This window comes from Lysinibacillus sp. HST-98 (assembly GCF_016757845.1).
GTDB classification, from domain to species: domain Bacteria; phylum Bacillota; class Bacilli; order Bacillales_A; family Planococcaceae; genus Lysinibacillus; species Lysinibacillus capsici.
This window is the reverse complement of record NZ_JAENHX010000004.1, coordinates 30561-43909: the sequence shown is the minus strand read 5'-3', so window position 1 is coordinate 43909 and position 13349 is coordinate 30561. Positions and strand designations below refer to the sequence as shown.

The following is a 13349-nucleotide window of genomic DNA, read 5'->3' as shown; positions in this document are numbered from 1 at the left end:
TATACTATTGATGGAATTGTTTGATAGTTCTTGATGTTTATTAAAGTATACATATGTCTGATAAAATAAACAATAGAAATTGGTGAGTAAAGATGGAACAAATGAGTCGAAATTTAGCATTTCAATTAAAGAAAATTAGACAGCAACGTCATTTAAGTCTCGATGATGTGGCCAAAGCGACAGGTGTCAGTAAAGCACAGCTTGCGCAAATCGAAAAAGGAGAGGCCAATCCGACTGTTTCAACAATTTGGAAAATTGCAGCGGGTATGCGTATGTCATTCTCTTCATTATTACAGCCGCCAACTGCCCATTACATGCGTTATAGCAGTAAAGATGTACCACATGTAGATGAGGATGATGGACGTTATCGTGTCTACTCCATTATTCCGTATAATCCAGAGCGAGGCTGGGAGTTTTATAAGGTTGAAATGGAGCCAGGAGCAGTTAGTAGGAGTGAAGCCCATACAGAAGGGGTAGAGGAAACTGTAATGGTTATTAAAGGACAAGCAGTTATTTCTGCTGGAGACATGCATGAATTACTAGATGAAGGGGATACACTAGTATTCTCAGGACATCAACCCCATGAATATCGTAATACTTCAGAAGGGTTAACAATTTTTCATTTAATTTTACAGTATAAATAGAGGTGTCGACGTTGAATGAATGGTTTACTGTAGAAAATATTGAACAGGTTGCGGCACAGTATCGAACGTTTGGCCCAATCATTGGTTTACTGCTCCCATTTTTAGAGGCATTTTTACCATTCCTACCATTAGTCGTATTCGTTGTGGCGAATGCCAGTGCATTCGGCTTATGGCTAGGATTTCTATTATCTTGGCTAGGCTCTGTAGCTGGCTCCTATGCGGTTTTCTTACTTGTGCGTCATTTTGGCAAACATCCAAGACTACAATTCTTAACAGGTAGTAAAAAAGTACAGAAGCTTATTAAATGGGTGGATATGAATGGCATCAGCCCTCTTTTTGTCCTCCTCTGCTTCCCTTTTACACCATCTGTGATTGTCAATATTGTAGCGGGGTTGTCACATATCCATAAAAAATTTTACTTAATCGTTTTACTTGCAGGAAAGTTTGTCATGATTTTAGGTATGAGTGTATTGGGCTATGATTTAAAATCGCTCTTGACAAGCCCAGTGAGATTGATAATTGCAGCTGTGGCCATTGTTATTTTATGGTGGGTTGGGAAGTTGATAGAGAAGCGTTTGAATGCCCGTGTAGAAAGAGATCTAAAGCAAGCGCGAAATTTGACGAAAAAGCAGGATCACCATGCCGGTTAGTAAATAATCTGTAGCCTCTTTCATTATGTGAAGAGGCTGCTTTTTTGTGTAATAAATCAACCTTTTTATAGGTGAAGGTTGATAGATAGTATTTACTAGGTTTTTTCGATAGAATTTAAGATAGATGATTTATGTTGTTTTGAGTAGGCTGGGAAAACTGCTCCACCATAGATGAGAATTGATCAATTGAATGGGAAACCGCTCCAAAATAGATGAGAGATAAGTAATCAATCCGGTGAAAGAATCCATAAATGTACAAATTTTTATTTCATTAAAAGAGACACCCGCAACAGCAAGTTAGTGAGGAGGGGGAAAGCAAATGACATTGCGTATTGTTTCAGGACGTTCGGGAACAGGGAAATCGGCATTTATTCATCAGGAAATTGTTGAGCAATTAAAGACAGATCCATTAGGGCATCCGATTTTCATTATAGTGCCTGACCAAATGTCTTATTCTACGGAATATGAGCTGACAAATAAGCATGGTTTACAAGGCTTGATTCGAGCACAGGTGATGACGTTTAAACGTTTAGCATGGTTGGTTTTACAGGAAACAGGAGGTATTGCTCGTAAAGAAGTGAATGGCTATGGCTATCGAATGCTTATTCGTAAACTTTTGGAGGAACAAAAAAGCGAGTTTTCCTTATTTCGACAAGCAGCAGGAAAACGTGGCTTTACAGAGGAAATTGAAACCCTTTTAAGAGAATTTAGTCGCTATAGCGTCAATAGCTCAGTCTTGGCAGAGGTAACGGAATCGTTAAAGGCAATAGATGCACCCAATACATTGCAGGCGAAAGCGAATGATTTACATGTTGTTTTGCAGGCATTAGAGGAACGACTTGGTACGACATATGTTGACAGCGAGGGCTATTATCCGATTTTAACAGAGCACCTGAAATATGCAGAAACGATGAAGCGAGCGACCATTTATATTGATGGTTTCACCGCTTTCACTGTGCGAGAGTTAGAGCTGGTTCGTGAATTGTTAAAGGTAACGAAGCAAGTAACGGTCGTCCTTCCCTTTGATCATATTGATGAAGCCTATGATGAACAAGCTTTATTCCATGAAGCAGCCTTAACGAATCAACGTCTTCATGATATAGCAAAAGAAGAAGGCATTGATGTCGAATTACCATTACATTTTTATAAGACTCAAAGATTTCATTCTAAAGATTTACAGCATGTGGAGGCAAAGTTTGCTGATTTGGAGCCCCAAACGAAAAAAACTTCAGGAGATGTAACCGTGCTTGAAGCATCAAATCGTCGAGCGGAGGTACATGCGATTGCCCGGGAAATAACAAAACTGACAAGAGAAGACGGTTTTCGCTATCAGGATATCGTACTTTTGTATAGACAAGCAGATCTCTATGATCCACTTATTACAAGTATTTTCCAACAATATGAAATTCCTATTTTTACAAATACAAAAAAGACAATGTTACATCATCCATTAATAGAGCTAAGTCGTTCAGCCTTGGAGGTTATGACCTCGAATTGGAAATATGAGCCAGTTTTTCGTGGTGTCAAAACAGATTTGTTTTTTCCATTACAAGCGGAGTTAACAATTTGGCGTGAGCGAGCAGACCGATTAGAAAATTATTGCTTGGCACAAGGCATCTATGGTGAACGATGGTTTGAGGAGGCACGTTGGTTTTATAAAAAGTATCGCGGTCTAGAATTCCATTCGCGTGTACAAACAGATGAAGAGCGTGCAATGCAGGCAGAAATCGAGGCCATTCGAGATGAAATTCGCCAACCTCTAAAACTATTACAAGACAAGCTTGATAGCGCCAAGAATGGCAGAGATATTGCGACTGCTTTATTTGAACTTATAGAGTCATTACAGGTATATGACAAACTGCAAGCCATGAAAGATCGTGAGCTAGAGCGAGGTGACGCATTAGCTGCAAGTGAACATGAACAAGCTTGGAATGAATGGATTGCTGTTCTTGACCAATTCGTTTATATGTTTGGTGAGCAGGAGATGTCTGTAGAGCAAGCAGCCAAAATTCTTGATGAAGGCTTTGATACATTAGAATTTTCAAGAATTCCGCCAACCCTTGATGAAGTAATGGTGGCTACTGTTGATTTAGCTCGTTTATCCAATATCAAAGTCGCTTTTGTAATAGGAATGAATGATGGTGTTTATCCAACTCGGATGGAGTATGAGGGCTTGTTGTCAGATATCGAACGTGAATGGTTTAGTCAAATTGGCTATGAACTTGCCCCTACCTCTACTAATCGTTTATTACAGGAAAATTTCTTGTTCTATCGTGCTATTACAACGCCATCTAACAAATTGTATATGACCTATCCTACGGCGGATGAGGAAGGCAAGGCCCTCCTAGCCTCACTTTATATGAAGAAAATAATAGGAAATGACAAAAAGGCTGGGTTATTAAGTGGTGTATCAATAGAACGTGTGGTAATCGACCCGATTGAATTACTAGATGGAGATGTTTTACCATATTTACGTCATCCAAGGACTGCATTGGCACATCTAATGGTACAGCTACGTCAGGCTGAACATAGCCGTGAACTAGCTCCAGAATGGCTAGCTTTACAAAGATTTTATAAACAAGATCCTTATTGGGCACTCATTTTCGACCGCGTACTTTATCCAATTACCCATAAAAATGAGGCTGAGCCACTTGAAACCTATATTACACAGGAATTATATGGTCAGAAGCTAACATCGAGTGTGTCGCGAATTGAGAAATACTTCAGATGTCCTTTTTCTCATTTCACTACGTATGGTCTACGTCTTGAAGAACGAGCTGAGTATCGCCTAGAAACGTTTGCAATGGGTGACTTATTCCATGAGGCATTAAAGTGGATTACAGAGGAAACACATCGTCAGCAATTATCTTGGATTCGTTTAACAACAAAGCAAATTAAACAATTAGCACGTCAAGCAGTAGAACAAATTGTTCCAGTCTTTTCCCATCAAATCCTATTATCCAGTGCACGTTATCGCTATATTCAGCGTAAGCTAATTCGAATTGTTGAGCGTACAATGACAGCACTGACACAGCATGCAAATGTATCACACTTCAAACCAATTGCAATTGAGGCGTCGTTTGGTCCTGGACAACATGAACAGCTGCCACCACTAGAGATTGATTTGACTGGTGGCAAGAAAATGTTTATGCGTGGACGTATTGATAGAGTGGATAGTGCAACAATAGATGACCGCTCTTATTTGCGGATTGTCGACTATAAATCCTCAGCTCGTGACCTTGATTTAAATGAGGTTTATTACGGATTATCCTTACAGGTCCTAACGTATTTAGATGTGGCAATGGAAAATAGCTCTTACTGGCTAGCAGGTGAAGCAGAGCCAGCAGGGGTACTGTATGTCCATGTCCATAATCCGATGCTGAAGCTGGATAAAGATTTGACGGACAGTGAAATAGAAGAGGATCGTTTAAAGCAGTATAAAATGAAAGGTTTGCTATCTGAAAATGCTGAAGCGATTTTATCGATGGACGAGCAATTGGAAGAAAGTAGTGGGCATTCAAAAATCATTCCTGTCTATATGAAAAAAGATGGAACACCGTCTGAATCACAATCGCGTATAGTTCCTGTCAATGATATGAAAAAGTTGCAACATTTCGTTCGTCGTAAACATCAGGAGGCAGGGAATGGTATCCTATCTGGTGATACGGCCATTAGCCCTTATAAATTAAAAGCTAAAACGGCATGTGATTATTGTCAATTTGCTGCGGTTTGCCAATTTGATCCATCAGATGGTAAACAAAACTATCGTCAATTAATGCAAGCAAAGCCGAATGATATTGTCGATAAAATTCGGAAGGAGATAGAATAGCATGGTACAAACAATTCCTGTTAAGCCAGTAGATGTCACATGGACAGACGATCAGTGGAAGGCCATTTATACTAGCGGTCAAGATACGCTTGTATCGGCTGCAGCAGGGTCTGGGAAAACAGCGGTTCTGATCAATCGTATGATTGAAAAAGTCATTGCTACTGAAAATCCGATCAATGTAGATGAACTATTGGTAGTGACCTTTACAAATGCCTCAGCCGCTGAAATGCGTCATCGTATGTCTGAGGCATTAGAAAAGGCGATAGCAGAAAATCCAACATCTAATCATTTAAGACGGCAGCTTAGTCTTGTTAATAAAGCACAAATTTCGACATTGCATTCCTTCTGTTTAGCAATTGTGAAGCAATTTGCGTACTTACTTGATATAGACCCAGGCTTTCGTATTGCCAATGAAGCAGAAATAGCATTATTGCGAGATGATGTTTTAGCAGAAGTTTTAGAAGATGCCTACGATTCTGAGGATGAGGATCACGTACAAGCCATCTATCGTCTTGTCGATAGCTTTACCTCAGATCGTGATGATCAAGCCATTGAAACACTGATTAGTAAACTTTATGATACGTCTCGTGTCCATGCCGAGCCTCAAAAATGGCTTTGGGGCCTGCCGAAAGCATATGAATTAGCTGATGAAGTAACAATAGATGATTTAGAGCTATCTCAATACGTCAAATTAACCGTACGTCATAGCCTGGAAGAGGCGTTTATGTTAATTTCTGAAATGCGCACAATTACATTACTGCCAGATGGACCTGCACCCTATGCAGAAACGGCAGAGGTAGATTTTGCTATGATTCAGGAAGGGATTCGCATTAGTCAAAGTGGGACATGGCAGGAGCTATTTGATTATTTTGCAACGGTAAAATGGTCTACCTTAAAGCGGGTATCGAAGGATGCACTAGTTAATGTAGAGCTACAGGAGCTGGCGAAGAAAAAACGAGAAGCAGCCAAAAAAATGATGAATAAAATCAAGGAGACATATTTTATTCGTACGCCTGCACGGCTACTTGAGGAAATAAGATTAATGGCACCGACCATTACTACGCTAGTTGAATTGACCACTACATTTAGTGAACAATTTCGACTAGCCAAGTTGGAACGGGGAATCATTGACTTTTCAGATTTGGAGCATTATGCACTTCAAATTTTAACGGTAGAGATAGATGGTGCGCTTCATCCATCACCGGTTGCACTAGATATGAAAAAGCGTTTTAAAGAAGTACTTGTGGATGAATATCAGGATACCAATATGCTACAGGAAACCATCTTACAGCTTGTCAAAACGGGTGAAGAAAAAGATGGCAACCTTTTTATGGTTGGGGATGTTAAACAAAGTATTTACCGTTTCCGATTAGCTGAGCCAAAGCTTTTTATGAGAAAATATAGTGAATACTTGGAGTCACCTGATTCAACGGGGATGCGAATAGATTTAAACGCTAACTTCCGAAGCCGAAAAGAAGTATTAAATGCTACAAACTATGTTTTTGCACAAATTATGGGTGAGCGTGTTGGTGAAATTTCTTATGATGACAATGCGTCACTAAAGCCTGCTGCGCCATATGATGAGAAAGAAATACCTGTTGAGCTGGTCGTATTGCATCCACCGCAAGAAGAGGAAACAACAGAAGAGCTGGAAGAACTAAGCAATGAGGCAACGGAGCTAGAGGAATTAAAAAAATCACAATATGAGGCACGATTTATTATCGATCGTATACGTCAGATGATGGAGGATGGAACAACTGTATACGATACGAAAACAAAAACAGAGCGACCATTAAAGTATAGTGATATTGTGATTTTAATGCGCTCGATGACATGGTCAACAGACTTAGTGGAGGAATTTAAGCTGGCAGGGATTCCACTCTATGCAGAATCATCTAAAGGCTATTTTGACGCACTCGAAGTAATGATTATGTTAAATGTCCTGAAGGTAGTCGATAATCCCTATCAGGATATCCCCTTAGCCTCTGTACTGCGCGCACCGTTTGTTGGTTTAACAGAAAATGAGCTGGCGAAAATACGTTTAGCCGATCAAAAGGTACCTTTTTATGATGCTTTACGACAATTTATTCGTAGTGAAGGACATGGTGTGCAAACCACTACATTTGAGAAGTTGCAACGCTTTATGTTGGCCTTTGAAAATTGGCGTGATTTAGCACGTCGAGGATCATTATCAGATTTAATCTGGAAAATTTATTTAGATACACATTATTATGAAATGGTTGGGGCAATGCCGAATGGCAAACAGCGTCAGGCAAATCTACGCGTATTACATGATCGTGCGTTAATGTATGAAAAAACGGCATTTCGAGGACTATTCCGTTTTTTACGCTTTATTGATCGTATGCGTACGCGTGGCGATGATTTAGGTACGGCCAAATCAATTGGCGAAAAGGATGATGTAGTACGTCTGGTGACAATACACTCTTCCAAAGGTTTAGAATATCCAGTCGTCTTTGTAGCAGGAATGGGACGTCCGTTTAATAAAATGGATTTTCATCAGCCTTATTTGTTTGATCAAGATTTTGGACTAGCTGTTAAGGCCATTGATCCTGAAAATCGTATCACCTATACATCGTTACCGTTTTTAGCATTGAAGGAGAAAAAAGAACTGGAGATGCGTGCAGAAGAAATGCGTGTCTTATATGTTGCAATGACGCGTGCGAAGGAGCGTTTGATTTTAGTAGGCTCAGTGAAGAACTGGGAGAAAACACGGGACAACTGGCAGGACGCACAAAGTTTACCAATGAATGCACCGCTTCAAGAATATTTACGTGCAAGAGCTAATAGTTATTTGGACTGGGTTGGCCCAGCAGTAGCAAGACATGCAGATTTTGCAACAGTAGCAAGCACATCTTATAAAGAACTGGATGATCAATCACATTGGTGGGTTCAAGCCATCGAGACAAAGCATTATTCATATGAGATAGAGGAGGCGATGGGCGATGAAGTACAGCAAGTGCTTGCGATGCAAGAGGATGAGGACTTGCTGGCTGAAATCACTACCCGCTTTCAAGCGCAGTATGTCTATCAAAAATCTACAAGAAAGCGCGCCAAAACATCTGTTAGTGAGATAAAGCGATTAGAAAATTTACAGCGCCAGGAGGAACCTGAATTTTATTTTGCCTCTCCTATCAAGCAAAAGACTTCGTCCATTGCACCTCGACCCGCTTTTTTACAGGAGCAACAACTAACTAGTGCTGAAATTGGTACAGCTGTGCACACAGTGATGCAGCATGTCCCTCAATATGGCTTTAGTCATATCAATGCTGTAAGGGACTTTGTGGAGGATTTAGTGGCAAGACAGCTTTTAACAGAGGCGGAGGGCAAAGTAGTTCCACAAGCGAAAATTTATCATTTTTTTGAGACAGAAATAGGGCAACGCTTTCAACGAGCAAGGCAGATACGTAGAGAAATGCCGTTTACAATTAGTAGAATCGATGAAGATGGTGATGCTCAAATTGTGCAAGGGATCATTGACTGCCTATTTGAGGATGAATACGGTAATTGGGTCTTGTTGGATTATAAAACGGATCGTATACAATCTCATTTTGCGCAGGAGCCAGCCCTGTCAAAAGAAATACTAGGTCGTTATGCCGTACAGCTTCGTGTTTATAGCGAAGCCATTGAATCTATTTTACACATCAAGGTGAGCGATAAAGTATTATTTTTATTCGATAATGAACAGACCATACATGCATAAAGAACTTGTTACGGGCAAAGTGGGGCAAAGTTTTTTCTTGCCCTGCTTTCACCATAGCTGCTAGTCAAGAGGAGGCTATTTTGTGGAGTTAAAACCAACAATGTTGCAGGAACGAATAGCAACATTAGATATTTTACGAGGTATTAGTTTAGTAGGTATCTTACTTGTAAATATGTATACCTTTTATTTGCCAATGCCGCATATTGATTTGGCATCATGGTTTACAACCCCATCGGATATTGTTTGGCAGAAAAATATTGATATTTATGTGCAAGGTAGCTTTTACCCGCTTTTTGCCATGCTATTTGGTTATGGGCTAGCCATGCAGTGGCAAAAGGCACAAAGTCGTGACCAAAACTTTTATACGCTGGGGCTTCGTAGACTGTCCATCCTGTTTGCCTTTGGTTTTATCCATGCTGTGCTAATTTGGTGGGGCGACATCTTAATGATGTATGCATTTTGTGGCGTTTTCTTAGTGCTTTTACTACGTTTGAGTCCTATCTGGCTATTAGCGAGTGCTTTGATTATTAATGGCTTGATGCAAGCTTTTATGCTCTTTGTAGTAGGGATTGTAAATTTTAATACAAAAGTAGATGATTACTTAGATATCGTATCAGTAGAGAAGGCCATCACGGCTTATGGGACAGGGAACTGGGTAGATGCCTTTATGCAACGCTTAACAGATTTATCGACGCAGGCAGGTATCGAGATGTGGTTTGTCGCACTGTTCACGATTTTACCGTATATGTTAATAGGTGCTGCTGCCTCTAAATGGCGTTTAGTAGAACGGGCTAAAGAATTGAAGTGGCTCTGGCTGACGTTTGCAATTGCTGGATTGGTCATCGGTATTGGTATAAAAAGCTTATCTATAATGTTTACAAGAACATATTTACTAGATTATTTAAAGGTATACATAGGGGGTCCAGTTCTATCGGTGGGCTATATTGGAGTTATTGTGTTACTTTGCTTAATGCCAATAATGCCAAAGCTACTTAGTCCTTTTGCAAAAATTGGACGAATGTCATTAACGATGTATATTCTTCAATCTATTATAGGTACTTGTTTATTCTACCAATTTGGCTTTGGTTGGTATGGTAAAGTAAGTGTAGAAACAGGGGTATTAATTGCTGTCGGTATTATTGTTGTGCAAATGATCATAGCAGAAATTTGGTTATCTAAGTGGAAACAAGGGCCGTTAGAGACAATATGGCGTAAATTAACATATAAGCAAAAAATAGAAGTGCGTTAATATATTCCTCTTCACATGCATATTTTATGAAGATATAACAACTTATAAAAATGTTGTCGCAAAAATGAGGTAATTTCTATCATATTGTTGTATTATGTAGAAAAAAGAAGGAGCTCTTTCAATCATGAAAATTTTATCATTCAAATTAGGTGGACATGTAAGCTTTGGACCAAAAGTAAAAAAAGAAGAAGCGGTATGGGATGTACTCGCTATTCAAAGTGAACTTCAAGTTCTCCCTTCTTTTTCAAGTTCAATCGTGGATGGCATTGCTTTAGGCTTTGATTTTGTGGAACAGATTCGTAAATTAGTAGAAGCAGCAGAAAAATCAGATAATGCTAATAGTTTTAAACGTGAATTTACAGAGATCGAATGGCTTTCACCAATTCCACGTACACCTAAAAATATTATGTGTATTGGTAAAAACTATGATGAACATGCAAAGGAAATGGGTGCAGAAGCAGCACCAGCGGATTTAATGGTATTCACAAAATCACCAACTGCAATTGCAGCAGATGGACAAACAATTTCCATTCATGCCGATCTTTCTTCAAAAATGGATTATGAAGGCGAGCTAGCTATCGTTATTGGTAAACGTGGCAAAAACATTCCTAAAAACTTAGCGTTTGATTACGTATTTGGTTATACAATTGCCAATGATGTAACAGCTCGTGATTTACAAGAGAAACATAAACAATTCTTCTTAGGTAAAAGCTTGGATGGTACTTGCCCTCTTGGACCATACCTTGTGACAAAGGATGAGATCCCAAATCCACAAGACTTAACAGTAGTCACAAAGGTCAATGATGAAGTACGTCAAAACGGCTCTACAAAAGATATGATGTTCTCTGTTGAAACGTTAGTATCCATCCTATCTCAGCATGTAACATTAGAGCCAGGAGATGTGATTTTAACAGGTACGCCAGCTGGTGTTGGCAAAGGGATGAACCCGCCGCAATTCTTAAAATCTGGAGATACAGTAAAAGTATCCATTCAAGGAATTGGTACTTTAGTCAACCATTTTGAATAATGATGATATCAATCCGCGAGAGTCTATACTCCGCGGATTTTTTACTTCTTTAAGGCACAGTAACAGAAGTAAAAACTATGAAATGCAATGATTCCAAGTTTTAAATGATGTAAATTATGTGAACACTATTGTAATATTTGAAACCCTTTCCATCGCATGGTAGGATAGAGTTTGATAGAAAAAGAATGAGGTGGGACAAACATGAGTTTTTTAACTAGCCAAACGCATTTGCATATTACTACTTGGGTAGTAGGTATTGTCATCTTTTTAATTGCGGCACTAATGGGCAAGCAATCAAAAGGCTTACATATGACATTACGTCTGTTTTATGTATTAATAATCATCACAGGTGGAGCATTATTTATCGAGGCAATGGACTATGGTAAAGGTATGCTTTACGGTTTTAAATTCTTAGGTGGCATACTTGTAATTGGTATGATGGAAATGGTATTAGTGCGCCAAAAGAAAAATAAACCAACAGCTATGTTTTGGATTTTATTTGCAGTATTCCTATTAATCACTTTGTTCCTAGGATTTAAACTGCCAATGGGGCAAGATTTCTTAGCATAATGATTTAAAAGTCGTGAAGTAGTTGCTTCACGGCTTTTATTTTGTAAATGAAAAGGGAAGACGGAATTGACACCTTTTTGTCGTAATTCATTTCGCATTTACGCAAAATCTTTGGAAAAGATAGCGACGTGACAGAGTTATTTGGTAAAATGACGTTGATTGGTTTGAAAGAGAGGGAATAACAGTGAAATTTAAGAAGTGGATAAGTGCGACGGCTGCATCACTTTTATTAGCAACTTCATTCGTAAGTACACCAGTAGCACATGCGGATGAATCAGCAACTAGAACAATAGCAGAGGAAAGCATCTATGATTTACTCGTTGACCGTTTCTTTAATGGCTCGGGCACAAACGATTTTGATACAAATACGCAGGACCCTTCGAAATTTGCGGGGGGCGATTTTACAGGTTTACAGGATAAACTGAAATTTATCGGTGAGATGGGCTATACAATTGTTTCCATTGGGCCTATTTTTTCTACAGAGAAATATGATGGATCAATGCCAACAAGCTATACTACAATTGAACGTCATTTTGGAACAACGGAAGAATTTCAAAGTGTTGTAGAGGCCTATAAAGCTAAAAATATGTCCATTATGGTGGATTTTCCACTTACAAATGTGAGTCCAAATCATGAGTGGGCAAAGGATGCATCGAAAGCGGATTGGATTGCATCTACCAATAATGGACAAGTACAGTGGGATTTATCGAATAAGGATGTGCAAGAAGCACTTATTCAAGCAGTAACTGAATTTGTTTCTACATATGACATCGGTGGTATTCGTTTAACAAATATCGCAGGGGCTGATACAGCGTTTATCAATGCGGTAATAGCTGCATTAAAAGAGACAAAAACGTCACTTTATGTGATAGCAAATGAAGAAAGTGATGCTGACTTTGATGCAACTTTCTCACCTGTAACAGCAGATATCTATCGAAATATATTTAAAAACGTGGATATGGATTCTTCAAAATTAATGGAACCCTTCACAGGAGAAAAACCGACACAAATTATGGTGGATTCACTTGAAACCCATCGTTTTACATTTGACTCTGCTAATGAAAATATGTTCCCACCTACCCGCTTAAAAATGGCGATGGGTGCTTTATTTATGCTACCAGGAATTCCTGTCGTACAATACGGGACAGAAATTGCTATGAATGGGGAAGCAAAACCAGATACACACCAGCTTTATAACTTTAAAACAGACGAAGAACTGATTGATTATATTAAAAATGTTCAATCTTTACGTAATCAATCAGCTACTTTACGTAATGGTGATTTTGAAGTCATTACAAATAAAAATGGGCTTCTTGTCTTTACACGTTCTTCTGACGAAGAAAAGTGGGTAATCATGGTTAATAATACTGGTAAAACACAACGCGTCGACTTAACACCTGAACAACTTGGTGAAGGGAAAATGCTGAACGGTATTTTACATGAGGAAAAAGTTCGCATAAATGAAAAAGAAGTTTATCCTGTTATTTTAGACCGAGAAATGGTTGAAATTTATCAAGTTCGCAATGATGAAGGCTTAAACACTCCTTATATGGTAGCTCTTGGCTTAGTATGGGTGATCTTTATTGGCTTTGTTGTCATCATCATTAAACGAGGAAAAGTTCGCCGTCAGGAGCAAGACGTCCAATAATAATCACAAGA

Annotated in this window: 8 protein-coding genes; all 8 read left to right on the top strand. The window is 39.0% G+C overall.

Annotation, left to right across the window (positions count from 1 at the left end):
- Positions 1-92: 92 nt before the first annotated feature.
- The 8 genes from JIN86_RS11170 (at position 93) to JIN86_RS11135 (ending at position 13338) form a co-directional block, all read left to right on the top strand.
- A complete protein-coding gene (locus tag JIN86_RS11170; RefSeq protein ID WP_004227499.1) occupies positions 93-644 on the top strand; it encodes a helix-turn-helix domain-containing protein in 552 nt (183 codons plus the stop codon).
- An 11-nt stretch (positions 645-655) separates the two neighbouring features.
- Positions 656-1294 (top strand): TVP38/TMEM64 family protein, encoded by a 639-nt coding sequence (locus JIN86_RS11165; protein WP_009374150.1) that lies wholly within the window; start codon positions 656-658, stop codon positions 1292-1294.
- A gap of 319 nt (positions 1295-1613) precedes the next feature.
- Complete coding sequence (gene addB / locus JIN86_RS11160) at positions 1614-5123, top strand: helicase-exonuclease AddAB subunit AddB (protein WP_202341950.1); 3510 nt, start codon at positions 1614-1616, stop codon at positions 5121-5123.
- Between the two features lies 1 nt (position 5124).
- Positions 5125-8844, top strand: coding sequence for a helicase-exonuclease AddAB subunit AddA (addA, locus tag JIN86_RS11155; protein ID WP_202341949.1), 3720 nt, complete (start codon positions 5125-5127; stop codon positions 8842-8844).
- Between the two features lie 82 nt (positions 8845-8926).
- Positions 8927-10093: a DUF418 domain-containing protein gene (locus JIN86_RS11150; protein WP_202341948.1), complete on the top strand. Its 1167-nt coding sequence runs from the start codon at positions 8927-8929 to the stop codon at positions 10091-10093.
- A gap of 124 nt (positions 10094-10217) precedes the next feature.
- Positions 10218-11120 carry a fumarylacetoacetate hydrolase family protein gene (locus JIN86_RS11145; RefSeq protein WP_004227489.1) on the top strand — a complete coding sequence of 301 codons (903 nt, stop codon included), beginning with the start codon at positions 10218-10220 and terminating at the stop codon, positions 11118-11120.
- Positions 11121-11321: 201 nt separating this feature from the next.
- Positions 11322-11690 (top strand): YisL family protein, encoded by a 369-nt coding sequence (locus tag JIN86_RS11140; RefSeq protein WP_004227486.1) that lies wholly within the window; start codon positions 11322-11324, stop codon positions 11688-11690.
- Positions 11691-11874: 184 nt separating this feature from the next.
- Entirely contained in the window at positions 11875-13338 is a 1464-nt protein-coding gene (locus JIN86_RS11135; RefSeq protein WP_202341947.1) for an alpha-amylase family glycosyl hydrolase, read from the top strand.
- The last annotated feature ends 11 nt before the right edge of the window (positions 13339-13349 follow it).

What these genes read in the sequence shown, in the direction of transcription:
- JIN86_RS11170 (WP_004227499.1), top strand. Translation starts at nt 93, where the DNA reads ATGGAACAAATGAGTCGAAATTTAGCATTTCAATTAAAGAAAATTAGA.
- addB (WP_202341950.1), top strand. Translation starts at nt 1,614, where the DNA reads ATGACATTGCGTATTGTTTCAGGACGTTCGGGAACAGGGAAATCGGCA.
- addA (WP_202341949.1), top strand. Translation starts at nt 5,125, where the DNA reads ATGGTACAAACAATTCCTGTTAAGCCAGTAGATGTCACATGGACAGAC.
- JIN86_RS11145 (WP_004227489.1), top strand. Translation starts at nt 10,218, where the DNA reads ATGAAAATTTTATCATTCAAATTAGGTGGACATGTAAGCTTTGGACCA.
- JIN86_RS11140 (WP_004227486.1), top strand. Translation starts at nt 11,322, where the DNA reads ATGAGTTTTTTAACTAGCCAAACGCATTTGCATATTACTACTTGGGTA.